Annotated in this window: 21 protein-coding genes and 2 pseudogenes; 7 read left to right on the top strand and 16 right to left on the bottom strand. The window is 66.1% G+C overall.

Going from position 1 to position 26,798, the window contains the following annotated elements:
* Positions 1-389: 389 nt before the first annotated feature.
* On the bottom strand, positions 390-1,844 hold the full coding sequence (locus PNI01S_RS08535) for a high affinity choline transporter 1 (protein WP_024762509.1): 1,455 nt from the start codon (positions 1,842-1,844) through the stop codon (positions 390-392).
* A gap of 381 nt (positions 1,845-2,225) precedes the next feature.
* Between PNI01S_RS08535 and PNI01S_RS08540 the strand changes: the two genes are divergently transcribed.
* From PNI01S_RS08540 to PNI01S_RS08550, 3 genes are all read left to right on the top strand, one after another.
* A complete protein-coding gene (locus tag PNI01S_RS08540; protein WP_024762510.1) occupies positions 2,226-2,834 on the top strand; it encodes a DedA family protein in 609 nt (202 codons plus the stop codon).
* Between the two features lie 67 nt (positions 2,835-2,901).
* Positions 2,902-3,786 (top strand): Dyp-type peroxidase, encoded by an 885-nt coding sequence (locus PNI01S_RS08545; RefSeq protein ID WP_065083817.1) that lies wholly within the window; start codon positions 2,902-2,904, stop codon positions 3,784-3,786.
* Between the two features lie 194 nt (positions 3,787-3,980).
* Complete coding sequence (locus PNI01S_RS08550) at positions 3,981-4,400, top strand: cupin domain-containing protein (RefSeq protein WP_024762512.1); 420 nt, start codon at positions 3,981-3,983, stop codon at positions 4,398-4,400.
* A 55-nt stretch (positions 4,401-4,455) separates the two neighbouring features.
* Here the strand turns inward: PNI01S_RS08550 and PNI01S_RS08555 are convergent, their stop codons facing one another.
* Positions 4,456-5,790 carry an MFS transporter gene (locus PNI01S_RS08555; protein ID WP_037013566.1) on the bottom strand — a complete coding sequence of 445 codons (1,335 nt, stop codon included), beginning with the start codon at positions 5,788-5,790 and terminating at the stop codon, positions 4,456-4,458.
* A 533-nt stretch (positions 5,791-6,323) separates the two neighbouring features.
* Here PNI01S_RS08555 and quiC point away from each other — a divergent pair.
* Both quiC and PNI01S_RS08565 read left to right on the top strand, forming a co-directional pair.
* A complete protein-coding gene (quiC, locus tag PNI01S_RS08560) occupies positions 6,324-8,234 on the top strand; it encodes a 3-dehydroshikimate dehydratase QuiC (RefSeq protein ID WP_084357830.1) in 1,911 nt (636 codons plus the stop codon).
* Positions 8,235-8,336: 102 nt separating this feature from the next.
* The gene (locus PNI01S_RS08565) at positions 8,337-9,005 is read left to right on the top strand and encodes a TetR/AcrR family transcriptional regulator (RefSeq protein ID WP_037013584.1); all 669 of its coding nucleotides are present in this window, start codon (positions 8,337-8,339) and stop codon (positions 9,003-9,005) included.
* A gap of 93 nt (positions 9,006-9,098) precedes the next feature.
* Here PNI01S_RS08565 and PNI01S_RS08570 read toward each other — a convergent pair whose 3' ends face one another.
* The 6 genes from PNI01S_RS08570 to PNI01S_RS08595 all read right to left on the bottom strand — a co-directional run bounded on the left by PNI01S_RS08570 (position 9,099) and on the right by PNI01S_RS08595 (position 15,776).
* Positions 9,099-9,947 carry a shikimate dehydrogenase gene (locus PNI01S_RS08570; protein ID WP_065083813.1) on the bottom strand — a complete coding sequence of 283 codons (849 nt, stop codon included), beginning with the start codon at positions 9,945-9,947 and terminating at the stop codon, positions 9,099-9,101.
* A gap of 5 nt (positions 9,948-9,952) precedes the next feature.
* The gene (aroQ, locus tag PNI01S_RS08575; protein ID WP_065083812.1) at positions 9,953-10,393 is read right to left on the bottom strand and encodes a type II 3-dehydroquinate dehydratase; all 441 of its coding nucleotides are present in this window, start codon (positions 10,391-10,393) and stop codon (positions 9,953-9,955) included.
* A 396-nt stretch (positions 10,394-10,789) separates the two neighbouring features.
* Complete coding sequence (lpdA, locus tag PNI01S_RS08580) at positions 10,790-12,196, bottom strand: dihydrolipoyl dehydrogenase (protein ID WP_084357832.1); 1,407 nt, start codon at positions 12,194-12,196, stop codon at positions 10,790-10,792.
* 14 nt (positions 12,197-12,210) lie between these two features.
* Entirely contained in the window at positions 12,211-13,494 is a 1,284-nt protein-coding gene (locus PNI01S_RS08585) for a dihydrolipoamide acetyltransferase family protein (RefSeq protein WP_024762517.1), read from the bottom strand.
* Positions 13,495-14,547, bottom strand: a complete 1,053-nt coding sequence (locus tag PNI01S_RS08590; RefSeq protein WP_024762518.1) for an alpha-ketoacid dehydrogenase subunit beta — start codon at positions 14,545-14,547, stop codon at positions 13,495-13,497.
* The gene (locus PNI01S_RS08595) at positions 14,544-15,776 is read right to left on the bottom strand and encodes a 3-methyl-2-oxobutanoate dehydrogenase (2-methylpropanoyl-transferring) subunit alpha (RefSeq protein WP_084357835.1); all 1,233 of its coding nucleotides are present in this window, start codon (positions 15,774-15,776) and stop codon (positions 14,544-14,546) included. The genes PNI01S_RS08590 and PNI01S_RS08595 overlap by 4 nt, the downstream gene beginning before the upstream one ends.
* Before the next feature lie 271 nt (positions 15,777-16,047).
* On the opposite strand from PNI01S_RS08595, the gene PNI01S_RS08600 reads away from it, so the two are divergent.
* Entirely contained in the window at positions 16,048-16,509 is a 462-nt protein-coding gene (locus PNI01S_RS08600; RefSeq protein WP_024762520.1) for an Lrp/AsnC family transcriptional regulator, read from the top strand.
* A gap of 196 nt (positions 16,510-16,705) precedes the next feature.
* Here PNI01S_RS08600 and PNI01S_RS08605 read toward each other — a convergent pair whose 3' ends face one another.
* Entirely contained in the window at positions 16,706-17,668 is a 963-nt protein-coding gene (locus tag PNI01S_RS08605; RefSeq protein WP_024762521.1) for a GlxA family transcriptional regulator, read from the bottom strand.
* A 261-nt stretch (positions 17,669-17,929) separates the two neighbouring features.
* Between PNI01S_RS08605 and PNI01S_RS08610 the strand changes: the two genes are divergently transcribed.
* Positions 17,930-18,172 carry a DUF2790 domain-containing protein gene (locus tag PNI01S_RS08610; RefSeq protein WP_024762522.1) on the top strand — a complete coding sequence of 81 codons (243 nt, stop codon included), beginning with the start codon at positions 17,930-17,932 and terminating at the stop codon, positions 18,170-18,172.
* A gap of 1 nt (position 18,173) precedes the next feature.
* Here the strand turns inward: PNI01S_RS08610 and PNI01S_RS28800 are convergent.
* From PNI01S_RS28800 to PNI01S_RS08640, 7 genes and pseudogenes are all read right to left on the bottom strand, one after another.
* Positions 18,174-18,692: pseudogene (locus tag PNI01S_RS28800) on the bottom strand (methyl-accepting chemotaxis protein); the annotation flags it as partial.
* A 339-nt stretch (positions 18,693-19,031) separates the two neighbouring features.
* Positions 19,032-20,297 (bottom strand): annotated as a pseudogene (locus PNI01S_RS28805) (HAMP domain-containing protein); the annotation flags it as partial.
* A gap of 21 nt (positions 20,298-20,318) precedes the next feature.
* Entirely contained in the window at positions 20,319-21,659 is a 1,341-nt protein-coding gene (locus PNI01S_RS08620) for an alginate export family protein (RefSeq protein WP_024762524.1), read from the bottom strand.
* 240 nt (positions 21,660-21,899) lie between these two features.
* Positions 21,900-22,847 (bottom strand): helix-turn-helix domain-containing protein, encoded by a 948-nt coding sequence (locus PNI01S_RS08625; RefSeq protein ID WP_024762525.1) that lies wholly within the window; start codon positions 22,845-22,847, stop codon positions 21,900-21,902.
* Between the two features lie 92 nt (positions 22,848-22,939).
* Positions 22,940-23,959 (bottom strand): phosphotransferase enzyme family protein, encoded by a 1,020-nt coding sequence (locus PNI01S_RS08630; RefSeq protein WP_084357839.1) that lies wholly within the window; start codon positions 23,957-23,959, stop codon positions 22,940-22,942.
* An 11-nt stretch (positions 23,960-23,970) separates the two neighbouring features.
* Positions 23,971-25,245, bottom strand: a complete 1,275-nt coding sequence (locus PNI01S_RS08635) for an aspartate aminotransferase family protein (protein ID WP_084357841.1) — start codon at positions 25,243-25,245, stop codon at positions 23,971-23,973.
* Positions 25,238-26,557: an amino acid permease gene (locus PNI01S_RS08640; protein WP_084357842.1), complete on the bottom strand. Its 1,320-nt coding sequence runs from the start codon at positions 26,555-26,557 to the stop codon at positions 25,238-25,240. Before PNI01S_RS08640 ends, PNI01S_RS08635 begins: the two co-directional genes overlap by 8 nt.
* Positions 26,558-26,798: the final 241 nt, after the last annotated feature.

A 26,798-nucleotide genomic window follows, 5' to 3' on the forward strand; every position in this document is an offset into this window, starting at 1 on the left:
ATTTCAGGTGGCTGTCCATGGGGCCGGGCTCTGTACTGGGGCGGGCTGCCTGGTTCGTCTGTCTTCGACGGGTCGAAGTTCAGGATAGGCAGGGATGAGCCGCCAGTCACCTGTGCCGGGGCGGTTCAGCCGCCCGGGAGGGCAGCACGCCCGGCAGACAGCGCGTCACGATTGTTGGCGCAGGCGTGCGGCGTGCCTCCAAGCCTGGCTCCCATGCCCTCGACGGCAACTCTGCAGGAAGCCGCAGGGTGAGCTCAACCGGAGGTTGCGTACCGGGGTTTCCTGGCGGCGCGATTGGGGGAGTGCTGACACAGGGGAACACCTCAGCAAATTCGCCGCCCATGAAAAAGCCCCGCACAGGCGGGGCTTCTTCTTCAGCTGCGGCGCGATCAGTTGCCGGCGGCGGCAGCGGCCATGTCCGACACGCTCTCGCCACGGTGCTGGCTGAACTGCGGGGCCAGCGAGCCGACGATCATGCCGACGGCGCTGCAGATCAGACCCACCAGCTGCGGCGGCCAGAAGTCGCCTTCCTGGTGGCCAAGTTCCAGCGAGACCCAGCCGATCAGGCCGCAGGCGATGGCGGTCAGGGCGCCCTGGGTGGTGGCGCGCTTCCAGAACAGGCCGAAGAACAGCGGCACCACGGCGGCGACCAGGGTCACCTTGTAGGCGTTGCCGACCATCTCGTAGATGCTGGCGTTGGACAGCAGGGCGAACAGGCAGGTGGCGACGGTCATCGCCAGTACGCTGCAACGCATGGCCAGCAGGGCCTGGCGGTCATTCATGTTGGGCAGGAAGTGCTTGACGATGTTCTCGGTCAGGGTCACCGACGGAGCCAGCAGGGCGCCGGAAGCGGAGGACATGATGGCCGAGAGCAGGGCGCCGAAGAACATGATCTGGGCGAACAGCGGGGTACGTTCCAGGATCAGGTGCGGCAGGATCTGCTGGGAGTCTTCGGCCAGCCAGTGCTTGACCATCTCCGGTTCGATCATCGAGGCGGCGTAGATCAGGAAGATCGGCAGCATGCAGAAGACCAGGTAGCAGCAGGCACCGGTCATGGTGGCGCGCTGGGCGATCTTCTCGGTCTTGGCCGACATCACGCGGGCATAGACGTCCTGCTGCGGGATCGAGCCGAACATCATGGTCACCGCCGCACCGAGGAAGGCTACGATGTCCTTCGCCGAGGTACCGTGCAGGAAGGTGAACTTGCCTTCGCTGGCGGCGTGGCTGATCACGTTGACCGGGCCGCCGGCCATGTCACCGATCAGCCAGACGAGGTAGAACAGGCCGCAGACGATGATGATCATCTGCAGGAAGTCAGTCAGCGCCACCGACCACATGCCGCCGAACAGGGTGTGCAGCAGGACGATGATGGTGCCGATGATCATGCCCTGGGTGGTGGTCAGGCCGCCGTCGGAGAGCACGCTGAAGACCACGCCCAGCGCGGTGATCTGCGCAGCGACCCAGCCCATGTAGGAAATGATGATCACCAGGCTGGTGAAGATTTCCACGTGTTGGCCGAAGCGCTTGCGGAAGAAGTCACCGATGGTGAGCAGGTTGAGGCGGTACAGCGGGCGGGCGAAGACCACGCCGACCAGCATCAGGCAACCGAAGGAGCCGAAGGGGTCTTCGATGATCCCGGCGAAGCCTTCTTCGAGGAAGGTGGCCGGAATGCCCAGCACGGCTTCGGAGCCGAACCAGGTGGCGAACACCATGGTCACGACGAGGGGGAAGGACATGCTACGACCGGCGGCCGCGTAGTCCGAGGAGTTGTGCACGCGGGTGGTGGCGTAGAAACCGACAGCTACGGTGATCACCAGATACACCGCTACAAACCAGATCAGCATTTGTTCGTTCCGTTGGCTCGCCGGGAACCGTACCGCCGAGACGAAACTCGGGCAGGTGGGCCACGACTGACAAAGTTGTTTTTGTTGTGTTGCGCGGCCGAGGTCATCCGGTGCACCAGGCAGGGGAGCCGGAAAAACGTAACCAGTTGCGACAACGGGCCGCAGTCTGCCAAATCCGTTAAATATGTCAAACACTTGAATCGCCAATGAGCGAAAAAAATTACATTGCTGGACGAATGGTTGCGCTAAAGGATTGATTTGATTGGTTGCTAACGATCAAAAGTGACTGTTTAGTCTTTTATTTTTTACAGTCCATGTTCGATAAGCAGAACAGCTTGGGAGCCGCTAGGCTCTTGGCACGGCACGCTTTCAAGGACTTTCATGTTTGAGCATTTCGACCTGGCGCAATTGCTTTCCCAATACGGCTACCTGGCGCTGTTCATCGGTTGCCTGCTGGAGGGCGAGACGATCCTCATCCTGGCCGGCCTGGCGGCCCACCAGGGCCTGCTGGCCTACGTGCCGGTGGTGTTCTGGGCGACCCTGGCCGGCACCCTGGGTGACCAGTTGCTCTACTGGACCGGCCGGCGCGCCGGCGACCGCGCGCTGCCCTGGCTGCAGCGGCGTGGGTTGGCCGTGGAGCGGGTCACCGGGCTGATCGAGCGACATCCGCTGCTGGCGATCTTCTCCGTGCGTTTCCTTTACGGCATGCGCCTGGCCGGGCCGTTGCTGATCGGCGCGAGCCGGGTAGGGCCGCTGCGCTTCCTGCTGATCAACCTGCTCGGTGCCTTCTGCTGGGCGCTGCTGTTCGCCAGCGCCGGCTACTGGGCGGGGGAGGTGCTGGAGCGCTGGCTGGGCAACCTGCGGCCGTATCGGCTGCCGATCTTCCTTGCGGTGCTGGTGCTGGTGGGTGGATTGGAGCTGTGGCGGCGCCATCGGCAGCGGCGCAAGGCGCATTCCGGGGCAACCCGGGAAAGTTTGCACAAGCCTTGATACAGAGCGGTTTGGATTCGTGCGCGGCGCGATTAGAATCGCCGCTCTTTCGATCAAGGACGCTGTCATGAGCCTTTACCAGCCCGGCATTCTCGCCACCCCGGTTCCCGCCCACGCCCGCCATCTGTTCTTCGATGTGAAATCGCTGCAGGACCTGCCCGCCGCGCTGGATCGCCTGCTGCAGTTCGCCGATGGCGAGGGCGCGGTGGTCGGTTTCGGTGAGTCGCTGGTGCGCGCGCTGGGGCGCCGCATCGAGGGGCTGCGCGAGTTCCCGGCCATTTCCGGCGTGGGCGTGGACAACCCGTCCACCCCGCATGCGCTGTGGATCTGGCTGCGCGGCGAAGAGCGCGGCGACCTGCTGCTGCGTACGCAGGAAGTCCAGGTGCTGCTGGCCCCGGCGCTGGAACTGACCTGCCTCACCGAAGCGTTTCGCCACGGTACTGGCCACGACCTGACCGGTTACGAGGACGGCACCGAGAACCCGCACGACGACGACGCCATTGCCGCCGCCATCGTCGATGGCGACGCAGCGGGCCTGGTCGGCGGCAGCTTCGCCGCGATCCAGCAGTGGCGTCACCAACTGCAGGACTTCGCCGCGCTGCCGCAGCACGAGCGCGACGACATCATGGGTCGCCGCCTGAGCGACAACGAGGAACTGGACGACGCGCCTGAGTCCGCCCACGTCAAGCGCACCGCCCAGGAGAGCTTCGAGCCCGAAGCCTTCATCGTGCGCCGCTCCATGCCCTGGACCCAGGGCCAGGACGCGGGGCTGATGTTCCTCGCCTTCGGCCGCACCCTGGACGCCTTCGAGGTGCAACTGCGCCGCATGAGCGGCCTGGAAGACGGCATCACTGACGCGTTGTACCGCTTCAGCCGTCCGCTCACCGGCGGCTACTACTGGTGCCCGCCGCGCAAGGACGGGCTGCTGGACCTGAGCGCGCTGCTCGGCTGAGCCGCCGCCGTCCCCGAGAGCCCCGCCAGTGTGCGGGGCTTTTTGTGGGCGCCGCCGCGCGGGGTCCGCGAGCACAGCACTGCACTGAAAGGGCGCCGCAATGGCACCCCGATCTTCGGCGGAATTGGCTGTTGGTCCGATGCACCCCGAGGCGTAGCGTGAACCCCACGTTCCCACTGCCCGAGGTACCCACCATGCACGCATCCGCATCCCTGAAACTGTTGTCCGCCGGCCTCGGCCTGGCGCTGAGCCTGCCGGTATTCGCCCATGGTGATGCGGCCAACCCGGAGAAAATCGACGTCCAGCAGGAGCAGAAGCTCCCCGATGCCGCCGGCAAGAAGGGTCTGATGATCACGGTTGCCTACGAGCCGGGCCAGGCGTCCGGTGCACACGTGCACAGCGGCTCGGTGTTTGCCTACGTACTCGAGGGCGCGGTGATCTCCCAGCTCGAAGGGCAGAAGCCGGTGACCTACCGGGCCGGCCAGTCCTGGTACGAAGCACCGAACACGCCGCACCTGGTCTCGCGCAACGCCAGCGACAAGAAGCCGGCCAAGTTGCTGGTGTGGATGCTGCTGGACGAAGGCGCACCGGTGCTCACGCCGTTGAAGAAGTGAATGCCCGAATGCAGAACCCCGCCAACTGGCGGGGTTCTTCGTCGTGGCTTGCGGATCACTCCGGCGCGCCGGGCACCTGGCGCGGGGCCATGAAGAACATCCAGGCCAGGGCCAGGAAGTACATGGTCGGGATCAGGGTGAATAGGATCGCGTAGTTGTTGTGGGTGACGGTGAGGATGTAGCCGACGATCTGGGTCATGAACATGCCGCCAATCGCCGCGCACATGCCGCCGAAGCCGAACACCGTGCTCATCATGTGCTTGGGCGTGTAGTCCATCACCAGGCTCCAGATGTTCGCCGTCCAGGCCTGGTGCGCACCCACCCCCAGGGCGATGGCGGCCACGGCGATCCACAGGCCGCTGGCCTTGGCGGCGAAGACCACGCCGATGATGCAGCAGGCGCAGATGAACATCGACAGCAGGCGCGCATGGATGGGCTTCATGCCGCGACCGATCAGCCAGGACGACAGGATGCCGCCGCCGATGCTGCCGAAGTCTGCGGTCAACCAGATCAGCATCAGCGGGATACCCATCTGGGTGACGCTGATCCCCAGGCCGTATTGCTGGTTGAGGAAGGGCGGCAGCCAGTAGAGGTAGAACCAGAACACCGGCGCGGTCAGCGAAAGGGCCACGGCGAAGGCCCAGGTGCCGCGCATGCGCAGGATGGCGGAGAAGGGCACGCGCTCGGCCGGCGGCTCGTCGGCTGCCTGGATGTAGTCCAACTCGCTCTGCTTCACCGTCGGGTGTTCGTCGGGATTGAAGTACTTCAGGCCCCACAGGATCACCCAGACGAAGCCCAACGCACTCATGCACAGGAACGCCGCCTGCCAGCCCCAGGCCGCGAGGATCAGCGGCAGCAGGGCGGGCGTGACCATGGCGCCGACGTTGGTGCCGGCATTGAAGATACCGGTGGCCATGGCGCGTTCGCCGGCGGGGAACCAGAGACGCGTGGTCTTCACGCAGGCGGGGTAGTTGGCCGCTTCGGTCAGGCCGAGGATGAAGCGGCAGACCATGAAGCCGGCCGCCGAGCTGGCCAGGCCGTGGGCGCCAGTGGCGAAGCTCCACAGCAGCACGGCGAAGAAGAATGCGCGCTTCACGCCGATGCGGTCGATCAGCCGACCCTGCAGCACGAAACCAATGGCATAGCCGACCTGGAACCAGAAGTTGATGTTGGCGTAGTCCATGGCCGTCCAAGCCATCTTCTCGGCGAGGATCGGCTGCATCACGCCCAGGGCGGCGCGGTCGATGTAGTTCAGGGTAGTGGCAAAGAACACCAGGGCGAGCATGCCCCAGCGCACCTTGCCGACGGCCATGGCGCCACGCACCTTGCCGAAGAGGGAAGAACCGTGCGGAGCGACCGCGGCGAGGGGAGCGGATTGCGTATGGATCATGATCGGGCCATCCGTTATCGGGCTGACGCGCAGCCTCGGGAATTATTGTCGTGCCGCAAGCGTTCCGCGTACTCCACCGCCGATCGGCGAGGGTTGCAGGAATGACGTGCGGTGGCTGGCGAAAATCAGTGCGCGCGGCGGTGGCCGGACGGCGTGCACAAACCCGGCATCGGGCGGGCCAGGATGGTTTGGCGATGCGCAAGGGGGGCAGCGAGGCGGGGGGGAGTGATGTACATGAGCAAGTACCCGTTCTTGAAATTGTTATGGATGACACGCAGTCATCTCGCAGCGGCTGTCGTTGTTCCAGGGATTGAGGCAGGTCCCCGGCAGCCGGTTTGCGTCGACGTGGCCAAATCTTGAGCAGCGGCCGGAACAGCGTCAATTCGATAAACGGCCTTTGGTTCGGTAATCGAACACAAAACTAACCAGTTAGTACACTTTAAATTGCTGCCGGCCCGGACCGCCAGAATAATCGGACTCAGCCGGAGACCGATTCCAACAAGCCCCTCACCCCGCCCGGCAGGAGTTCAGAGATGCAACGTTCGATCGCCACCGTTTCCCTGAGCGGGACCCTGCCGGACAAGCTCGAAGCCATCGCCGCCGCCGGTTTCGACGGCGTGGAAATCTTCGAGAACGATCTTCTCTACCATGGCGGCAGCCCGCGCGACGTGCGCCGCCTGTGTGCCGATCTGGGGCTGGCAATCACCCTGTTCCAGCCGTTCCGCGACTTCGAGGGCTGCCGCCGCGACCGCCTGCCACGTAACCTCGACCGCCTGGAACGCAAGTTCGACCTGATGCAGGAACTGGGCACCGACCTGGTGCTGATGTGCAGCAACGTTGCGGCGGACTGCCTGGGCGAGCGCGAATTCCTCCTCGAGGACCTCGGCCTTGCCGCCGAGCGCGCCGGCGCCCGTGGCCTGCGCGTGGGCTACGAAGCCCTGGCCTGGGGGCGTCATGTGAACACCTGGCAGCAGGTCTGGGACCTGGTGCGCGCGGTGGACCACCCGTCGCTGGGTGTGATCCTCGACAGCTTCCATACCCTTTCGCTGAAGGGTGACCCTGCCGGCATCGCCCAGATTCCGGGGGAGAAGATCTTCTTCGTGCAGATGGCCGATGCGCCGATCCTGGCCATGGATGTGCTCGAGTGGAGCCGGCACTTCCGCAATTTCCCCGGCCAGGGTGAGTTCGATCTGCCGGGCTTCCTTGCGCCGATCCTCCAGAGTGGCTATCGCGGCCCGCTGTCGCTGGAAATCTTCAACGACGGCTTCCGCGCCGCGCCGCCGCGGGCCAACGCCGCCGATGGCCTGCGTTCGCTGCTGTATCTGGAAGAGAAGACCCGCGAGCGCCTGCTCGGCGAAGGCATGCCGCAGGAACAACTGGACTGCCTGTTCGCGCCGCCACCGGCCAGCCAGCTTGATGGTGTGGAGTTCCTCGAATTCGCCGTGGACGAAGCCCTTGGCGCGCGCCTGGGCAACTGGCTGGAGCGCCTGGGCTTCGCCCGCGCCGGCGAACATTGCTCCAAGGCGGTCAGCCTGCTGCGCCAGGGCGACATCAATATCGTGCTCAACGCCGAACCCTATTCCTTCGGCCACAGCTTCTTCGAGGCCCATGGCCCGTCGTTATGCGCCACCGCATTGCGCGTGCGTGGCGCCGCCAGCGCTCTGGAGCGTGCACAGGACTACAAGGGCCAGCCGTATCGCGGGTTGGTCGGCCCCAACGAGCGAGAGATTCCCGCTGTGCGTGCGCCGGACGGCAGCCTTATCTACTTGGTTGAAGAGCGTGCCAGCGGGCAGACCATCTATGACGTGGACTTTCGTCTCGATCCCGAGGCCCGGCCCAGTGGCCGGCTGCAGCGTATCGACCACATGGCCCTGGCCCTGCCGGCGGATGGGTTGGACAGCTGGGTGCTGTTCTACAAGGGGCTGTTCGACTTCGAGGCCGACGACGAAGTGGTGCTGCCCGACCCCTACGGCCTGGTGAAGAGCCGCGCCCTGCGCAGCGCCAACGGCAGCGTGCGGTTGCCGCTGAACATCTCGGAGAACCGCAACACCGCCATCTCCCACGCGTTGTCCAGTTATCGCGGCTCCGGCGTGCACCACATCGCCTTCGCCTGCGAGGACATCTTCGCCGAGGTGGCGCGGGCCAAGGATGCCGGCGTGCCTCTGCTGGAAATTCCGCTCAACTACTATGACGATCTCGCCGCTCGCTTCGACTTCGACGACGAATTCCTCAGCGAGCTGGCCTACTTCAATGTGCTCTACGACCGCGATGCCAACGGCGGCGAGCTGTTCCACGTCTATACCGAACCGTTCGAGGGGCGCTTCTTCTTCGAAGTCATCCAGCGGCGCGGCGGTTACGCCGGTTATGGTGCGGCCAACGTCGCCGTGCGCCTGGCGGCCATGGCCCAGGCACGCAACGGCACCACGCGCCGGCCGAAGGTCTGAGCCCGCTGCGCTTTGCCTGAAGGGCGCTGGGGCGCGCATAATCCGCGGATTCTTTCACCGCACAGCCGGCGCACTGGCGCCGGCGGACCGATGCCCGAGCCCATGACTGCCGACAGCGCCACCCAGCCTATTCCTGCCGAAACCGCCCGCCGGGGCCGCAAGAACAACCCGGAGAAGACCCGCGAGGATATTCTCCAGGCGGCCATCGTCGAGTTCGTCCAGCAGGGTCTTTCCGGGGCGCGGGTGGATGCCATCGCCGAGCGCATGAATACCTCGAAGCGGATGATCTACTACTACTTCGGCAGCAAGGAACAGCTCTACCAGGCCGTACTGGAGAAGCTCTACGGCGACATCCGCGGCACCGAGCAGACGCTGCACCTGGCTGAGCTGGAGCCGCTGGAAGCCATGCGCCGGCTGGTGGATTTCACCTTCGACCACCACGACCGCAACGTGGATTTCGTGCGCATCGTCAGCATCGAGAACATCCACTACGGCCAGTTTGCCTCCGGCTCCGAGGCAATCCGTTCGATGAACAGCAACATCCTGCGTACCATCGAGGACATCCTCCAGCGTGGCGCCGCCAGCGGCGCGTTCCGTGGCGGCCTGCAGGCCATTGACGTGCATATGCTGATCAGCGGGTTCTGCTTCTATCGCGTGTCCAACCGCCACACGGTCGGATCGCTGTTCCAGATCGAGCTGGAGGACCCGGCGATCAAGGCGCGGCACAAGGACATGATCGTCGAGGCGGTGTTGCGCTACGTCCAGCCCTAGGCCGGCAGGATTTGGAGCGTGGAGGGTTCGCGAGCGAGCTCGCTCCTGCCGAAACCGCTCGATCTGGATCCTGGCGCAGGAGCGAGAGCGGAATCACACCGTCGCGAAATGCGCCAGCATCCGCTCAGCGTTCGCCTTCACACCACTGAACAACTCGAACGCCTTCACCGCCTGGAACACCGCCATGTTGCCGCCATCCAGCGTGCGACAGCCCAGGCGGCGGGCGTGGCTGAGCAGTTCGGTCTCCAGCGGGAAGTAGATGATCTCCGCCACCCACAGGCGTGTGTGCAGCAATTCCAGCGGCAGCGGCGCACCGGGTAGCTTGGCCATGCCGACTGGCGTGGTGTTGACCAGCCCGTCGGCTTCGGCGAGCGCGCTGGCCAGGTCGTGACCGATCCGCGCGCGCTGTCCGCCAAAGTGGGCGTTGAGGTTGTCCACCAGCATCTGGGCACGGGCCGAATCCACTTCAAAGATCGTCAGTTGCTCCACGCCTTCGCTGAGCAGGGCATGGGCTACCGCAGCGCCCGCGCCACCGGCCCCCAGTTGCACCACACGTTCGCGCGGCGCATCACTGAGGTTGCGGCGGAATCCCTCGGCAAACCCCAGACAGTCCGTGTTATGCCCGATCCGTCTGCCGTCACGCAGCACCACGGTGTTTACCGCACCGATGCCGCGCGCTTCATCGGAGAGTTCGTGCAACAGCGGAATCACCGCCTGCTTGCACGGAAAGGTGATGTTCAGCCCGGTGTAGCCCATGCGCTCGGCGGCAGCCAGCAGGTCGGGCAGGGCGGCTGAATCGACGCCCAGGGTGTCCAGGTCGATCAAGCGGTAGAGGTAGCGAAAACCCTGGGCGTCGCCTTCCCGCTCGTGCAGCGCCGGGGTGCGCGAAGCCTGGATGCCGGCGCCGATCAGGCCGGCCAGGACGGTACGGTGCTCACTCATCGGGCTCACTCCTGCAGCAGCTTGGCGAAGTGCTGGATGCCGGCGCGGTAACCGTCGCTACCCAGCCCCGCGATCACGCCCACGGCGATAGCGGAGACGAACGACTGGTGCCGGAATTCCTCGCGCTTGTGCACGTTGGACAGGTGCACTTCGATCACCGGCAATTCCACGGCGGCCAGTGCATCGCGGATCGCCACCGAGGTGTGGGTCCAGGCAGCGGGATTGATCAGGATACCGGCGCAGCGGCCGCGCGCCTGGTGAATCCAGTCGATCAGCTCGCCTTCGTGGTTGGTCTGGCGGAATTCGATTTCCAGGCCACTCTCGGCGCCGGTGCGTTGGCAGAGCGCGGCGATGTCGTCGAGGGTTTCGTGGCCGTAGGTGGCGGGCTCCCGGGTACCGAGCAGATTGAGATTCGGCCCGTTGAGCACGAGCAGGATGTGAGGCATGGGGAATGGCTCCGTTGTTCTTGTATGGCCGCAGAGGAAAGGCCTGTAGAAGCAAAATGTACCAAATGGTTAATTTGGTCAATGCGGGGCGGTGAAGCGGAGATGGTGAGGAAAATTCCCTATAAATCGTCAAAACGCCGGAAACGTCGATGATTCACCAGATTAGGTAATCCCCTGTGCACAGGTGTGCAGAATCATATTCCGTGCGGTGATCGACCATCGGTAGGGGCGGGCTCCGCCCGTGACGGGTTCAAGCCCGCCGAGGACGTCCAAGGAGCACTCCCGCAGCAGGGCCACAGATTCGCGAGCAAGGACCAGACGTCCTCCTCGGCCCTGCAAAAAAAGACCCGCCAATCGGCGGGTCAGGAGGGGGAAGCCAGTTGGAGAGTGCAGGCTTCAGACGTGCAAGGCATGTCCCAGCGCGCGCAGCGCAGCTTCCTGCACGGCTTCGCCAAGGGTTGGGTGGGCGTGGATGGTGCCGGCGATGTCTTCCAGGCAGGCGCCCATTTCCAAGGACTGCACGAACGCCGTGGACAGCTCGGAGACCGCCTTGCCTACCGCCTGCCAGCCGAGGATCAGGTGGTTGTCCTTGCGTGCCACCACGCGGACGAAGCCATCGCTGGACTCCAGGGTCATGGCGCGACCGTTGGCGGCGAACGGGAAATTCGCCGTCAGCACCTCGTAGCCTGCGGCCTGGGCCTGCTCGGGCGACAGGCCGACCACCACCAGTTCCGGATCGGTGAAGCACACTGCCGGGATTGCCGTGGGCGTGAAGGCGCGGCGCTTGCCGGCGATGATCTCGGCGACCATCTCGCCCTGGGCCATGGCGCGGTGGGCCAGCATGGGCTCGCCAGCGATATCGCCGATGGCCCAGACGTCGCGCATCGAGGTGCGGCACTGCTCGTCGATGCGCACGGCGCGGCCGTTCATGTCCAGGCGCAGGGTGTCGAGGTTCCAGCCGGCGGTGTTGGGATGGCGGCCAACGGCAACCAAAACCTGGTCGGTCTCGATCACCCGTTGCGAGCCGGCGCCATCCTGCACGCGCAGGCCTTTGCCGTCCGGCTCCAGGCCCATGACGCTGTGGCCCAGGTACAACTCGATGCCGAGCTTGCGCAGGGCGTTGGCCACCGGCTTGGTCAGTTCCTCGTCGTAGGTCGGCAGGATGCGCGGCTGCGCTTCCACCACCGTGACTTCGACGCCCAGCTTGCGGTAGGCGGTGCCCAGTTCCAGGCCGATATAGCCGCCGCCCACCACCGCCAGGCGTTTGGGCAGGGCCTTGGGCGCCAGGGCTTCGGTGGAGGAGATGACGTTGCCACCCACCGGCAGGAAGGGTAGCTCGACGGATTTCGAACCGGCCGCCAGCAGCAGGTGTTCGGTGTGGATGTGCTGGGTGCCACCTTCGCTGAGCTCGACTTCGACGGTCTTGCCGTCGACGATCCTGGCCCAGCCGTTGACCACGGTGACTCCATGCTTCTTCAGCAGCGCGGCGACGCCGGTGGTCAGGCGGTCGACGATGCCGTCCTTCCATTCCACGGTGCGCTGGATGTCGATGCTCGGCGCCTGCACGCTGATGCCCAGCGGCGAGGTGCCGGCGAACTCGCGGGCCTTGAGGTATTCCTCGGCGGCGTGGATCAGGGCTTTCGAGGGGATGCAGCCGATGTTCAGGCAGGTGCCGCCCAGGGCTGCGCCCTCCACCAGCACGGTGCGGATGCCCAGTTGGCCGGCGCGGATCGCCGCGACATAGCCGCCGGGGCCGCCACCGATCACCAGCAGGGTGGTTTCGAGAGTCTGGTTCTGTTTCATGAATCGGCTCTCCGTCAGTCGATGAACAGAGTGGCGGGATGTTCGAGCAGGGCGCGCACGGCCTGGATGAAGGCCGCCGCATCCATGCCGTCGACCACCCGGTGATCGAACGAGGAGGACAGGTTCATCATCTTGCGCACGATGATCTGCCCGTTGATCACCATGGGCCGCTCGACCATGCGGTTGACGCCGACGATGGCCACTTCCGGGTAGTTGATCACCGGTGTGCTGACGATCCCGCCCAGGGCGCCGAGGCTGCTCAGGGTGATGGTCGAGCCGGACAGTTCCTCGCGGCTGGCCTTGCCGTGGCGCGCGGCTTCGGCCAGCCGCGCCACTTCCGCGGCGTTGCCCCACAGGTCGCGGGATTCGGCGTTGCGCAATACCGGCACCATCAGGCCGTTGTCGCTCTGGGTGGCGACGCCCAGGTGCACCGCGCCGTAGCGGGTGATCACGTCGGCTTCGTCGTCATAGCGCGCGTTGAGCTGCGGGAAGTCGCGCAGGGCGACGACCATGGCGCGGGCGATGAAGGGCAGCAGCGTGAGCTTGCCGCGCGCCGCGCTGTGCTTGGCGTTGAGGTGGACGCGCAGGGACTCCAGGTCAGTGACGTCGATTTCCTCGACGTAGCTGAAGTGCGGGATACGTCGCTTGGCCTCGGCCATCTTCTGCGCGATCTTGCGGCGCAGGCCGATCACCGGGATCTGCTGTTCGTCGTGACGCGCGGCGTAGCCGGAGGCGATGGTGGCGCCGCCATGTTCGAGGAAGTGTTCCAGGTCCTCCTGGAGAATGCGCCCGGCCGGGCCGCTGCCCTGGACGAACTGCAGTTCCACGCCCAGGTCGCGAGCCCGCTGGCGTACCGCCGGCGAGGCCAGCGGTTTTTCGCCCGGCGCGCGGCGCGGAGCCGGAGAGGGCGCAGGGCGCACGGCCGGGGCGACGGGTTTGCTTTCGACGCGTGGAGCCGGCTTCGCTGCTTCGGCTACCGGCGCAGGTTTCTCCGCCGGTTGGGTTGGAGCTTCTTCATGAGCCTTCTGCTGCGCGGCTTCGCGGTGATTGCCCTGGCCTTCCACTTCCAGGCGGATCAGTTCGCCGCCCACGGCCATGACCTGGCCGGGCACGCCGCCTAAGGCGAGAATCTTGCCGGCCACCGGCGAAGGAATTTCCACGGTGGCCTTGTCGGTCATGACTTCCGCCAGCAACTGGTCCTCATGGACCTCATCGCCGACCTGGACATGCCACTCCACCAGCTCGACCTCGGCGATGCCTTCGCCGATGTCCGGCATCTTGATGACATGAGTGCCCATTCAGACCTCCATGGCGCGCTTGAAGGCCGCGCCGACGCGGGCGGGGCCGGGGAAGTAGTCCCATTCCTGGGCGTGCGGGTAGGGCGTGTCCCAACCGGTGACGCGGGCAATCGGCGCTTCGAGGTGGTGGAAGCAGTTCTCCTGCACCAGCGACATCAGCTCGGCGCCGTAGCCGCAAGTGCGGGTGGCTTCGTGGACGATGACGCAGCGGCCGGTCTTCTTCACCGACTGGACTATGGTGTCCAGGTCCAGCGGCCAGAGGCTGCGCAGGTCGATGATCTCGGCGTCGATGCCGGTTTCCTCGGCGGCGGTCTGCGCCACGTAGACGGTGGTGCCATAGGTCAGCACGGTCAGTTCCGAGCCGGGGCGGGCGATGGCGGCCTTGTCCAGCGGCACGCTGTAGTAGCCCTCGGGCACCTGGCTGGCCGGGTGCTTGGACCACGGGGTCACCGGGCGGTCGTGGTGGCCGTCGAACGGGCCGTTATACAGGCGCTTGGGTTCGAGGAAGATCACCGGGTCGTCGTTCTCGATGCAGGCGATCAGCAGGCCCTTGGCGTCGTACGGGTTGGACGGCATGACGGTACGCAGGCCGCAGACCTGGGTGAACATCGCCTCCGGGCTCTGGCTGTGCGTCTGCCCGCCGTAGATGCCGCCGCCGCAGGGCATGCGCACCACCATCGGCACGGTGAAGTCGTTCACCGAGCGGTAGCGGATGCGCGCGGCTTCCGATACCAACTGGTCGGTGGCCGGGTAGACGTAGTCGGCGAACTGGATTTCCACCACCGGGCGCAGGCCGTAGGCGCCCATGCCGACGGCGGCGCCGATGATGCCGCTCTCGGAGATCGGCGCATCGAACACCCGCGAGGTGCCGTACTTCTTCTGCAGGCCTTCGGTGCAGCGGAACACGCCGCCGAAGTAGCCGACGTCCTGGCCGAACACCACGACGTTGTCGTCGCGCTCGAGCATCACGTCCATGGCCGAGCGCAGCGCCTGGATCATGGTCATGCTGGTGACGGCCTGGGCGTTCTCGTGTTGCGGGTTCATGGCATTCATACCCCAAGCTCCTGGCGCTGCCGGCGCAGGTGTTCCGGCAGGTCCTTGTAGACGTCGTCGAACAGGTTGGCGGCGCTGAACACATGGCCGTCCACCAGGGAGCCGTGGCGTTCGGCTTCTTTCTGCGCGGCGATCACTTCGGCTTCCAGTTCCTTCTTCAGCGCTTCGTGCTGGTCGTCGGACCAGATGCCGAGGCCGACCAGGTGCTGCTTCAGGCGGGCAATGGGGTCGCCCAGGGGGAAGTTGGTCCAGTCGTCGGCGGGGCGGTACTTGGACGGGTCGTCCGAAGTGGAGTGCGGGCCCGCACGGTAGGTGACCCACTCGATCAGGCTCGGGCCGTGGCCGCGGCGGGCGCGCTCGGCGGCCCATTGCGAGGCGGCGTAGACCGCGAGGAAGTCGTTGCCGTCCACCCGCAGGGAGGCGATGCCGCAACCCACGCCCCGGTTGGCGAAGGTGGTGCCTTCGCCGCCGGCGATGGCCTGGAAGGTGGAGATCGCCCACTGGTTGTTGACCACGTTGAGGATCACCGGCGCGCGGTAGACGTGGGCGAAGGTGAGGGCGGTGTGGAAGTCGGATTCGGCGGTGGCGCCGTCACCGATCCAGGCCGACGAGATCTTGGTGTCGCCCTTGATCGCCGAGGCCATGCCCCAGCCGACAGCCTGGATGAACTGGGTGGCGAGGTTGCCGGAGATGGAGAAGAAACCCTTCTCGCGGCTGGAGTACATGATCGGCAACTGGCGGCCCTTGAGCGGGTCCTGCTCGTTGGAGAGCAGCTGGCAGATCATGTCTTTGAGCGGGTAGTCGCGGGTGATCAGGATGCCCTGCTGACGGTAGGTCGGGAAGGTCATGTCGCCGTCCCGCAGGGCCATGGTGTGGGCGGTGGCGATGGCCTCTTCGCCGAGGCACTGCATGTAGAAGGACATCTTCTTCTGGCGCTGGGCGGTGAGCATGCGCGCGTCGAAGATGCGCGTCTTGAGCATCAGGCGCATGCCGCGCAGCAGTTGCTCGTGGCTCAGTTCCGGGGCCCAGGGGCCGACGGCGTTGCCGTCGTCATCGAGCACGCGTACCAGGCTGGAGGCCAGGTCGGTGGTTTGCGCGGGTTCCACGTCGATGGCGGGCTTGCGCACCTCGCCGGCGGGCGAGAGATGGAGGTAGGAGAAGTCGGTCTTGCAGCCCGGGCGTCCGGTGGGTTCGGGGACGTGCAGGCGGAGTGGGGCGTAGTCGGTCATGGCGGTCTCCAGTTGTGATCGTGGGTGTGGATCAGCGAACGGAAGAAGCCATGCCTGGCGGGCGCACCCGGCCGGGTCGGGCTACGGTGCAGGTGCCGCGCGGGGTCGCGTGGCGGGTGGTGACATCACTCATGGTGAGGTCCTCGGTTGTTGTAGTTGTGGTTTCAGTATAGGTGTGACCGATTGGTTTTTTGCTCCAAATTGACTAGCTCAGAGTTTAAGGATTAGTGTGTTTGCACTATAAAAACAGCACTGAGTAGTACGATCGAAAATGGCTGATCTCGACCGCACCGACCTGAAAATCCTCCGCGCCCTGGCCGACGATGGCCGCCTGTCCTGGCGCGATCTGGCGCAGAACATCGGCCTGTCGCTGACCCCGACGCTGCGCCGGGTCCGCCGCCTGGAAGAGGAGCACTACATCCAGGGCTATTTCGCCCGCCTCGACGAGGAGCGCCTGTCCGGCGGCATGAGCGTGTTCGTCTCGGTGTCCCTGGAAAAACAGACCGGCGACTACCTCGCCCGGTTCGAAGAACGCATCGTCCAGGCGCCGCAGGTGATGAGCTGCTTCCAGATGACCGGCGACGCCGACTACATGCTGCGCGTGGTGGTGAAGGACCTGTCGGCCTACCAGCTGTTCCTGACCAATACCCTGACGCAGATTCCCGGCGTGGCGGGGATCAAGTCGGCCTTCGCCTTGAAGTCGGTGATGCTGCGCTCGGCGCCGCCGATCTGAGCCGGACAGGCTCATCGCAGGAGCGAGCCTGCTGTCTGCCGAGGTTTCCGTGTGGACGGACAGCAATCGCTGACGAAGTCCGCTCCCACGCTCGAGCGGAATAGGTACGGGCTGTTGTGGGAGAGGGTTTATCCGCGGTCGGGTGGGCACCGCAGGCCACAGCTTCGCGAGCAAGCTTTCTCCTACAAAAAGCAGGTCAGCCCTCGCGGCGGAACTGCTCCCGATACTGCGTCGGGGTCACGCCCAGGCGTTGCACGAACACCAGGCGCATGCGCGCCGGGCTGCCGAAGCCGCAGCGCCAGGCGATCACTTTCAGTGCCAGGTCACCGCCTTCGAGCAGCCCGCGTGCGGCGTCGATGCGGGCGCGCTGGACGAATTCCGCAGGGGTTACGCCTGCCTCGCGGACGAACACACGAGCGAAGCTGCGCGGGCTCATCGCCACTTCGGCGGCCAGTTGCGGTACGCCCAGCGGTTGGTCGAGGTTTTCCTGAACGTAGCGCTGGATACGCGCCACGGGCGAGGTTTCGTCGGCCGGCGCCTGAAGGAAGGGGCTGAACTGCGATTGTCCGCCCTGGCGCTGGGCGACCACCAGCAAGCGTTTCGCCACGGACAAGGCCACCGCCGCGCCGTGGTCTTCCGCCACCAGCGCCAACGCGAGGTCGATCCCTGCCGTGACGCCCGCCGAGGTCACCAGCGCGCCATCGCGCACATGAATGCGGTCCGGTTCCACCTGCGCCTGCGGGAACAAGTCGGCCAGGCGCCGTGCATCGCTCCAGTGGGTGGTCACGCGTTTGCCGTCCAGCAGCCCGGCGTGACCAAGCAGAAAGGCGCCGGTGCAGATCGAGCCATAGCGCGGCGCCAGCGCACAGGCTGCACGCAGCCAAGCGCGCAACGCCGGCGCGGGCGCCTCGTCGGGTAATCGCGGCCCGCCCGGCACCAGCAGGATATCGGCCGCGCAATCGCCCTGGTCGAGGCTGAAATCGGCACTGAGCAGTTGACCGTTGGACGCGCGCAAAGGCAGCGGCGGGGCGGCCAGGGTAATTACCTGATAACCCCGGCCGGCAGGAACGAAGGCATTGGCCTCGGCGAACACATCCAGCGGCCCGGAAACGTCCAGCGCCTGCACGCCGGGGAACAGCAGCATGGCCACGCGTTTCATGGCGCCTCCCGATCCGATCGATGGCGATCATTCTTGCGGCGGAACGCCCTGGCTGCAATCGGCGGGCGGGAACGAATGCTGCCATTCTGACAGCGGGAAGCGTCACAATCACAGGCCATGGCACACCCGCAAGGCATTATTGTTGCGCTAACTGAAGAAATGCATTGTCGAAGTCGATCTGTGTAGGAAAGGTCTCATCGGCTAGATTTATGGCAGTGGGCCACGATCGACGCGACCCGCGTGATCCCTGAGGTTCCCGCCATGAAATCCGCTCTACATGCACTCTTTGCCATCCCCGCCTTGCTGTTGTCCTTCAGCGCCTTCGCCGACGATGCTGCCGTTTACCACTACGGCATGCCGCTGGACGTCGCCAAGGTGCTGAGCATCAGCCAACCCAACGAGCGCTGCGAAGTCAGCCAGGCCACCATGGTCTACCTGGATTCCCAGGGCCAGCAGCACACCGTCAAGTATCTGCGCCAGACCCCGCGCTGCAGCGACATCTGAATCAGGCGCGGAACTGCTCCACCAATCCCTGCTGCCGGCTGGCCAGTTCGTTCAATGAGCGGCTGGCGCCGGCGGCCTGTTGTGCGTGTTCGGAAATGGTCTGGGTGACATCGCGGATACCGGCGATATTGCGGTTGATCTCCTCGGCGACGCTGCTCTGTTCCTCCGCCGCGCTGGCGATCTGCAGGTTCATTTCGCTGATCAGGTTCACCGCCTCGCCGATCCGGCGTAGTGCATCGATGGCCTGCCGCGCTTGATCGACGTTGCCCTGGGCCTGGCTGAAACTGCCCTGCATGGCCTGAGTTACCGAGTGACCCCGGGCTTGCAGGTTTTCGATCACCTGGCGAATTTCCTCTACCGATTCCTGAGTGCGCCGGGCCAGCCCGCGCACTTCGTCCGCGACCACGGCAAAACCACGCCCTGCGTCCCCTGCGCGCGCCGCTTCGATGGCGGCGTTGAGGGCCAGCAGGTTGGTCTGCGCGGCGATGCCGCAGATGACTTCGAGGATCGAGCCGATCTGCTCGTTGCTCGCCGCCAGTTGCTGCAGTTCCGCCATGGCCTGGTGCATGCCGGCGGCCAGCAGGTCGATGCCGCTGTTGGTCGCGTCGAGGGTGCGGAAGCCGTCATCGCAGGCCTGCTCCGCGGTGCGCGCAGCTTCGGCGGCGCGAGCGGCGCTGCGTGCCGAATCCTGCGCGGTGGCGGACATCTCGTGCAGCGCGGTGGCGACCTGGTCGATCTCGCGGAACTGCTGCTGCATGCCGTCGCTGGTCTGCCGGGCGATCTGCGCGGAGCGGTCGGCGGTGGCATGGGCTTCGCGGGTGGCTGACTGCACGGCGGCGATGCTCGGTTGCAGCTTGTCGAGGAAGCGGTTGAAGGCGGTGGCGAGGCGGCCCAGTTCGTCGCGGCGCGGGTAGTCGAGGCGGCGGGTGAGGTCGCCTTCGCCATCGGCGATGTCTTCGAGCATGCGCGCCAGGCGCAGGATCGGCCGGCTGATGCCCAGCGCGGTGAGCGCCACCAGCAGCATGCCGAGCAGGCCGGCGGCGACACCGATGCCGATCTCCAGTGCAGTACTGCGCCAGCGCAGGTCGTCCAGCGTGCCCTTGAGACGTTCCGCCGGGGCTAGCATCACCGCGCGCGGCACGCTGAGCAGGATTCCCCACGGGGCAGCATCCGGCACCGGGGCGAGACTGTGCAGCACGTTGATGGAATCGCCGTCGTCGCTGGACTGCGAGCGCCCGGCGGCAATCTCGGCGAGCACGGTCTTGTCGCCGAACTTCTGCCCCAGCTTCGAGGCATCGCCGCTGTCGCTGGCGACCAGCCCGTTTGGGCTGAGGATACGGATGCGGCCCTGGCCGTCGAACAGGCTGCGGCTGCCTTCCACGCTGCTCTGCTGGAGGGTGGCGAGGTCGATGTCGAAGCCGAGGGTGGCAATTGCCTTGCCGTTTTCCAGCACGGGCAGGGTGACGCTGGTGACCAGCCGGCGCTGGCCGGAGGCTTCGTCGAAATACGGGTCGAGCACGCAGGGGCGGGCGTGAGTGGTGGAGCAGGTGAAGAAGGCGTTGTAGGGCTGGCCGCTGGGACCGGGCGTGGCGTCGCCGAGGACTTGCTCGGTGCCGATCACCCGCTGGGTCTCCTTGCCGTTCTGCAGCAGGTAGAGGGCAAAGCGCCCGGTTTCGTTGCTGCCCAGGTCTTCACGGGCGGCGAACTGGGCGTCTGCGGCGTCCAGCGCATCGGGCTGGAATACCAGGAACAGGCCGAGCAGTTCCGGGTGCGCGCCGAGGGTTTCTGCCATCGCCTGGTTAAGTGCGTTGCGCAATGCGGCGGGATCGAGAATGCCCTGACGTTGCTGTGCGCGAAGGGTCTGCACGGTGCGCGACAGGCCTTCGCCGAGCAGCAGGTTGTTTTGCAAACGCGCGCGGATCAGCAGGGCCTGAACCTGGCCCTGGGTTTCCAGGTTGTGCCGCGCGGAGGCGGCGAAGAGTTCGCCGCTGTCGTGCCCGATGGTCTGGCTGTCCTGTCGCGCCTGGTACAGCGACAGGCCGATCAGCACGCTGGAGACCAGCAGCAGGCAGAGGCCCGCCAGCCAGGTGATGCGGCCCTGGATCGAAGTCAGGAGGCTGGGCATGGCGGGCTCGCTTTCGTTGGATCAGAAGGTGGTGGAGAACAGCAGCTGGCTGTAGAGGTTGCTGTCGTCGTTGCCGATCTGCGTGCCGCCTTCGGCCGCGCTCTTCTTCGGCTGGTAGAGGCCCACCAGCGGGATGATCACCAGGTGTTCGTTGATCGCCCACTCGGCGTAGAGGTCCAGCTCGCGGCCGTCGGTGTTGCCCAGGTCGGTGTCGAGGGTGTGGAAGTCGAAGAACTGCGCGCCGATGGACAGGTTTTCCAGCGGGGTGACCTTGGCGCCGATGTTGTGCACGCGGGTGTTGTTGTTGAACGGGCCGGAATAGTTGCCTGCCACTTCGCCCTGGAACCAGGTGCCGAAGCCACGGCTGAAGCCGTAGAAGAGCGTGTCGTAGCCTTCCGAGAAGCGGCTGAAGCGGTAGCTGACGTAGGGCTTCCAGGCGATGTCGGAGAAGGTCCAGCCGGCTTCGAGGTACCAGGCGTTCGCGGTGTCGTCGCTGTACTGGGCGTCGCGCTTGTCCTGCCAGGCGTATTCGCCGGAAAGGAACAGGTTCTCCACGCCGGCGTTACCGGTGCCGCGCAGGCTGTAGGTCTTCATGTCCTTACGGTCGAGTTGGATGGGCGAGGCGTAGCGTTCGTCGATGTCGGTGACATCGATGTAGGTCAGACCGAAAGTCGCTTCCGGGGCGACGTGTTCCAGGGTGGCGACGTATAGCTCGGAGTTGGCCTGGGCGCGGTTGTCGGATTTCAAACGCATCAGGTCGCCACGCCAGCCTTCCTTGCCGCCGATGCGCAACACGGCGGTCTCGTCGAAGTCACGGCGCGCTGCCAGGTAGTAGCCACCGCCACGGTTGTATTCGCCATCGGCCAGGCCCTTGCCCATGTTCAGGGCGTCGCCATCGATCAGGAAGCCATCGCCGACCACGATGTTCTGGCGGCCGAAGGACAGGTCTATGCCGTCCTCGCCCAGCATCGGGAACAGCCCGGCCGAGCGCCAGCCGGCGTAGGCGTCTTCGATCTTGGTGGTGCGCTCGGAGCCGTCGCTGAAGCCGGCGGCGTCGCCGTCGCCCCAGGTGCCGGAGCTGAGCAGGTTGAACGCGCCGTAGGCGGTGCCAGCGCCGCCGAGTTTCTGGTCACCGCTCAGGCCGTACTTGATGAAGCCTTCCTGCCAGGAGGACGAGCCCTCGTCCAGCGTGCCGGTCATGTTGTAGCGTTCCTGGCTGTGGAACAGCCCGAAGGTCGCCGAGAGATCGGCGTTCAGGTGCGTGTCGTCGGTGGCGTACAGCTGGTAGGCGCTGGCGGAGCTGCTGGCGCCGGCGATGAGCAGGGCGAGCAGGGTGGGGCGCAGCACGGCGGCGTGGGTCATGGCGAAGGCATCCGTTTCGTTATTGTCGATTGGGGGATGAGACTTCTGCCGATGCTAAGTAAGGGCTGGCGTTGTGCCGTTGCGTGTGTCTGCCAAGTGATTGGGTGTGGTTGCCAGATCGGCTGGGAGTGTCTTTTGCAGGGCCGAGGGGACGCCCAGTCCTGGCTCGCGAACCCGATTGACTCGGGAACTGCCGGTGAATTTGTTCGCGAGCAAGCTCGTTCCTACAGATAAAGCCGATCAGCGTGTACGGGAGATTACGGAGGGTTGTTCGGCGTACAGGCGCTTATACAAGGCCGAAAAATGGCTGGAGCTGGCAAACCCCAGGTCCAGCGCCAGGTGCGTGATGCTTTGCTGCGGCTCCTGCTTGAGCCGTCGCCGCGCCTCGGCCAGGCGCAGGCTGAGGAAGAACTGCTGCGGCGTGCTCTGGCAGATCTGCCGGAAGCAGTACTGCAGGGTGCGCTGGCTGGTGTTCAGGTTCTGGCTCAGCTCCAGCAGCGACAAGGGGTGCGAGAGATCCGTCTGCATCCGTTCGATGGCGGCCAGCACCAGGCGGCGATGCTGCGGCAGGGAGCGCGGTGTGCCCTCGCGCGCCGTGTTCGGGAGGATTTCCTCCAGCGCCTGCAGGACATGACTGAGCACCAGCGCAACGGCATGGCCGGCCTGTTGTGGGTCGCCGGTGCGCCACGGCTCGTCTTCGAAGGAGGCGATGGCGTCGCACAGACTGGACCGCAGCGCGCCCGCGCCGATGGACGAGAGCTGCAGGCGGCCCTGGGACAATGCGCGCTCGAACAGCTCGCGCTCCTCGGCGCCGAGCAGGCGTTCCAGCTGCGGTTGGCTGAAGGTCAGGCCGAGCATGTGGATCTCGCCGGCGGCGCAGATTTCCAGCTCGCGCCCGCCTTCGAGCACCAGCAGGGTGTCGTCGTGTAGCGCCTGGCCGTTGAAGCGGGAATCGCGACCGGCGCGCAGAGGAAGGCCGATCACCAGATGGTCGTCCGGCGGCGCCATGTTTTCGTGCAGGTGCAGATTGGAGTGTTCGTAGATCAGCGAGGCGTCGGGCAACTGCACGTGCAGCAGTTCCGCCTGCAAGCGGCCGTGGCCGAGCTGGGTGTAGTCCTGGCTCCAGCCCGCGAGGGCGCAGGCCAGTTCATCGGAGTCGGTTGCCTGGTGGCGGGCTATGCCGGTCATGACGGTTCACCTCGGTTGTGCGCCGAGTATCGGTCAGCGCTGGCGTGCAGGATTGTGCCTGCACGCCAGGGGCTTGTGGCGCTCTGCCAGATTCAGCGGCTCGCCAGGTAGGCGCGGGCCAGGGTGCAGGCGCGTTCGATCAGCATCGGTGCCAGTTCCTTGGCCGTCTGGCTGTTGCGTCGGGTGTGCACCCAGCCCAGGTACGTCGTGCCGCGCAGGGCGAGGAACAGCGGCAGGGCGGCGCGGTCCGCGGCGGAGAGCGGCTTGACCGAGTGGTAGCCGGCCAGCAGCGCGGCTTCGATCTGCGCCAGGCGCGGGTCGTCCTGGCAGAAGTACAGCGCCGTGGCCAGTTCGAACATGTGCCAACCGAAGCCGGCGTCGTCGAAGTCGATCAGCTGCAACTCGCCCGCCTCCAGCAGCAGGTTCTCGGGCACCAGGTCGGCGTGGATCATGCCGAAGTTGCCCAGGCTGCGGCCGTAGCGGCGCAAATCCATGCGCGCCTCCTGGCGGGCGCGCTGGAGCAGCTCGCGCTCATCGTCGGCGAGCAGGTCCAGTTCCCAGAAGCGGCCCCAGAACGGATTGGCGCCGACCAACCCCTCTTCGTCCCAGGCGTGGCGGGTGAACTCGTTGGGCTGTCGCCACTGGGCCGAATTCAGGTGGATGCGCGCGGCCACGGCGCCAGCCTTGTGGAACAGCGCCTCGATGTCACCGTCGGCGCTCAGGCCCTGTTCCGCCGAACCCAATGTGCTGCCGGACAGCCAGCCAAGCATGTCGACATAGCGCGGCTCATCGAGCGCGGCGCTGCGCACTTCGGCCAGGTGCTCGCCGTCGCGGGTGCGGATGATGGTCGGCACGCCAATGCCGCCGGCGGCCAGTTGCTCCATCCAGGTCAGCTCGGAGCGCAGCGCCGCTTCGCTGTGGTAGCCGTCGCGGTGCACGCGCAGGGCGCTGCGCGTGCCGTCGCTGCGGGTGGCGCAGAACACGGCGTTCTCGCGGTACTTGAGCAGTTCCAGGCCGACGAAGTCGCCGTCCCAGTGGCGCAGGGCATCCAGCGCCAGGTCGCGCAGGCAGGCGATCTGCTGGTCGTGGTCGAGTGAAGAGAAGTCAGTCATGTCAGATTCCCTCAAAGCTCGCCCAGGACCTGGTCCAGGGTGTCGATGAACAGCTCGCCGTGTTCGGCCTGGAAGGGCAGCGGCGGGCGGATCTTGAGGATGTTGTCGGCGCCACCGATCTTGCTGATCAGCACGCCGCGCTGGCGCATGGCGTTGACGATACGTCGCGCTTCGAGCCCGGCCGGCTCGCGGCTGGTGCGGTCGCGTACCAGTTCCACGGCGAAGAACAGGCCCTTGCCGCGCACGTCGCCGATGATCGAATGGCGCTCGGCCAGGCGATGCAGTTCTGCGCTGAGCTTCGCGCCCTGGCGCAGGGCGTTGCCTTGCAGGTCTTCCTCGGCGATCACGTCGAGTACTGCCTGGCCGACTGCGGCGGCCACTGGCGAGCCGCCGAAGGTGTTGAAGTACAGGTTGGCGCGGCCGAAGGTCTCGACGCGCTCGCGCGAGGTCACCAGCCCGGCCAGGGGGAATCCGTTGCCCATGGGTTTGCCGAGGGTGACGATGTCCGGCACGAACGGGTGTGCCTGATGGCCCCACAGGTGCTCGCCGGTACGGGCGAAGCCCGATTGCACCTCGTCGGCGATCAGCAGGCCGCCTGCATCGCGCACCAGCTTGGCCACGCGCTCCAGGTAGCCGGCCGGCAGGCGCGGGATGCCTTCGTTGGCGAACAGGGTGTCGATCAGCATGGCGGCCAGACCGACGCCGGCGGCCTGCAGCTCGGCGATGGCTTCGGCGACCTTGGCCACGTAGCGATCGGCGACTTGCTCGGGCGTACCGTCTGCCTGATACAGGCAGGGAATCGGCACCGCCCGCGCATGGGCCGAGAACGGTTCGGAGCTGGGCAATGCCGTGGTTACCGCCGCCAGCGAGGTGGTGTTGCCGTGGTAGTTGTAGTCGCTGACGATCACGCCCTGGTTGCCGGTGACGAAGCGCGCCATGCGCAGGGCCAGCTCGTTGGCCTCGCTGCCGGTGCAGGTGAACATCAGGCTGTCCAGTGGCTCGGCGAAGGTCGCGGTGAGGTTCTCGGCGTAGCGCACCACACGCTCGTTGAGGTAGCGGGTATGAATGTTCAATGTCGCCGCCTGTTCGGCCATGGCCGCGACCACTTTCGGGTGGCAATGGCCGACGCAGGGCACGTTGTTGTAGCAGTCCAGGTAACGCTTGCCGTTGGCGTCGATGAGCCAGACGCCTTCGCCTTTCACCAGCTCCAGCGGCTCGTCGTAGAACAGCGGCGAGGCATCGCCCATGACCTGGTGGCGGCGTTGCAGCAGGGTTGGTTCAGACATTCTCGACATTCTCCAGGGGCTTGCCGGCGCGGGTGGCAGCGCGCAGCAGGTAGTTGAGGATCAGTGCGGCGACCACCAGCGCCAGGGCGCTGAGCATGGCCACTTCCAGCTGGAAGCAGGCGGCGATGACCACGAGGGTCAGCAGCATGCCGACGCTGGCGATCACAGGGCCGCCGCGCAGGCGGAACGGGCGCGCCAGGCCGGGCTGGCTGCGGTGCAGGCGCAGGTACGCGGCGAACAGCACCAGGTGGCAACTGCCCAGCAGCAGGACGATGCACAGCAGGAGTTTTTCCGGCGGCACCAGGGTCAGCGGCAGGCCGATCACGGTCAGCACCAGCAGGGCGACGTAGGGCGCGCCTCGGCGGTTGGTGCGGGCCAGCGCTGCAGGGAAGAAACCGTCGCGGGACAGGGCGAACAACTGGCGGGAAGCCGAGAACACCACCGAGAAGAAGGTCGCCAGCAGCCCGCACACGGCGCCGGAGCCGACCAGCAGCGGCAGCCAGTCGCGCTCGCCGTACAGCCCGCCGTGGGTCATGGCGGCGTACAGCGGATCGCCGGCGTTGCCGACCACTTCCACGCCGGCTGCGCCCGGCGCGCTGATCACCACGGTCAGGGCCGTCAGCAGGAGGGTACCGACAGCGGCGATGATCCCACGCGGCATGCTGCGGCCGGGGTCTGCAGCTTCCTCGGCAGCGGAGGCGACCTGCTCCAGGCAGATGAACATCCAGATGGCGAACGGTACGCAGGCGAACACGCCGGCGACGCTTATGCCCGGCAGTGCGCTGCCAGCCGTGGGCAGCAGGTTTTCCCAGTGCACGTGGGGCAGCATGGCGCCGCCGAAGGCCAGCAGGGCGATGGCGGCCACGGCGCCGGCCAGCAGGGTCAGGCCCAGGGCCTCGCCGACGCCGATGATGTGGATACCGATGATCACGGCGAACAGGTCGATGCGCACCGGCCAGCCGCCGAAGCCGAATACCGACTCCATGTAGGCGGCGAGGAAGTTGGCCGCCGCGCCCGTGCCGATGGTCAGCGCCAGCGCGCAGGCGGCGCCGACCAGGTAGCCGACGAAGGGGCCGAAGGCCAGCTGCGCGTAGGCGAACACGCCGCCGGCATGGGGCCGAGCAGTGGAGAGTTCGCACACGCACAGCGCCAGGCCGCCGCAGAGTACGGCCATCAGCAGGGTGGCGACGAGCATGTTGGCCCAGCCGCTACTGGCCAGGCCGTAGTTCCAGCCGGAGAACTGCCCGGCGATGACCAGTGAAATGCCGAGCCCGGCGATCTGGGGCCAGCGGAGTACGCCTTGTTTGAGCATGGTGGTTGTCCCTTGCCTGTAATTGATCGAGAGAGTGGACGGCAGTCAGCCACGAGCGCCGGGGCGCAGCGGGCAAGGGAGGGCATCGGCGTGCGCCGACGGATGAATGCGTGGAGTCATGGGGCGGGCCCTTCTTGTTGTTTTGTGGGTTGCACGCTCCCGGCGTCGGATGCGCCGGGCAGGCAGAAGGTACGAAGGGGGCGGGGTGGGGCGATATCAGAATTCCGCAAAGACGCGGACG

The sequence above is a fragment of the Pseudomonas nitroreducens NBRC 12694 genome (genome assembly GCF_002091755.1).
Taxonomy (GTDB): domain Bacteria; phylum Pseudomonadota; class Gammaproteobacteria; order Pseudomonadales; family Pseudomonadaceae; genus Pseudomonas; species Pseudomonas nitroreducens.

Bases quoted from the DNA above. Each gene is read 5' to 3' on its own strand.
- PNI01S_RS08535 (WP_024762509.1), bottom strand. From the start codon at position 1,844: ATGCTGATCTGGTTTGTAGCGGTGTATCTGGTGATCACCGTAGCTGTC.
- PNI01S_RS08540 (WP_024762510.1), top strand. From the start codon at position 2,226: ATGTTTGAGCATTTCGACCTGGCGCAATTGCTTTCCCAATACGGCTAC.
- PNI01S_RS08545 (WP_065083817.1), top strand. From the start codon at position 2,902: ATGAGCCTTTACCAGCCCGGCATTCTCGCCACCCCGGTTCCCGCCCAC.
- PNI01S_RS08550 (WP_024762512.1), top strand. From the start codon at position 3,981: ATGCACGCATCCGCATCCCTGAAACTGTTGTCCGCCGGCCTCGGCCTG.
- PNI01S_RS08555 (WP_037013566.1), bottom strand. From the start codon at position 5,790: ATGATCCATACGCAATCCGCTCCCCTCGCCGCGGTCGCTCCGCACGGT.
- quiC (WP_084357830.1), top strand. From the start codon at position 6,324: ATGCAACGTTCGATCGCCACCGTTTCCCTGAGCGGGACCCTGCCGGAC.
- PNI01S_RS08565 (WP_037013584.1), top strand. From the start codon at position 8,337: ATGACTGCCGACAGCGCCACCCAGCCTATTCCTGCCGAAACCGCCCGC.
- PNI01S_RS08570 (WP_065083813.1), bottom strand. From the start codon at position 9,947: ATGAGTGAGCACCGTACCGTCCTGGCCGGCCTGATCGGCGCCGGCATC.
- aroQ (WP_065083812.1), bottom strand. From the start codon at position 10,393: ATGCCTCACATCCTGCTCGTGCTCAACGGGCCGAATCTCAATCTGCTC.
- lpdA (WP_084357832.1), bottom strand. From the start codon at position 12,196: ATGAAACAGAACCAGACTCTCGAAACCACCCTGCTGGTGATCGGTGGC.
- PNI01S_RS08585 (WP_024762517.1), bottom strand. From the start codon at position 13,494: ATGGGCACTCATGTCATCAAGATGCCGGACATCGGCGAAGGCATCGCC.
- PNI01S_RS08590 (WP_024762518.1), bottom strand. From the start codon at position 14,547: ATGAATGCCATGAACCCGCAACACGAGAACGCCCAGGCCGTCACCAGC.
- PNI01S_RS08595 (WP_084357835.1), bottom strand. From the start codon at position 15,776: ATGACCGACTACGCCCCACTCCGCCTGCACGTCCCCGAACCCACCGGA.
- PNI01S_RS08600 (WP_024762520.1), top strand. From the start codon at position 16,048: ATGGCTGATCTCGACCGCACCGACCTGAAAATCCTCCGCGCCCTGGCC.
- PNI01S_RS08605 (WP_024762521.1), bottom strand. From the start codon at position 17,668: ATGAAACGCGTGGCCATGCTGCTGTTCCCCGGCGTGCAGGCGCTGGAC.
- PNI01S_RS08610 (WP_024762522.1), top strand. From the start codon at position 17,930: ATGAAATCCGCTCTACATGCACTCTTTGCCATCCCCGCCTTGCTGTTG.
- PNI01S_RS08620 (WP_024762524.1), bottom strand. From the start codon at position 21,659: ATGACCCACGCCGCCGTGCTGCGCCCCACCCTGCTCGCCCTGCTCATC.
- PNI01S_RS08625 (WP_024762525.1), bottom strand. From the start codon at position 22,847: ATGACCGGCATAGCCCGCCACCAGGCAACCGACTCCGATGAACTGGCC.
- PNI01S_RS08630 (WP_084357839.1), bottom strand. From the start codon at position 23,959: ATGACTGACTTCTCTTCACTCGACCACGACCAGCAGATCGCCTGCCTG.
- PNI01S_RS08635 (WP_084357841.1), bottom strand. From the start codon at position 25,245: ATGTCTGAACCAACCCTGCTGCAACGCCGCCACCAGGTCATGGGCGAT.
- PNI01S_RS08640 (WP_084357842.1), bottom strand. From the start codon at position 26,557: ATGCTCAAACAAGGCGTACTCCGCTGGCCCCAGATCGCCGGGCTCGGC.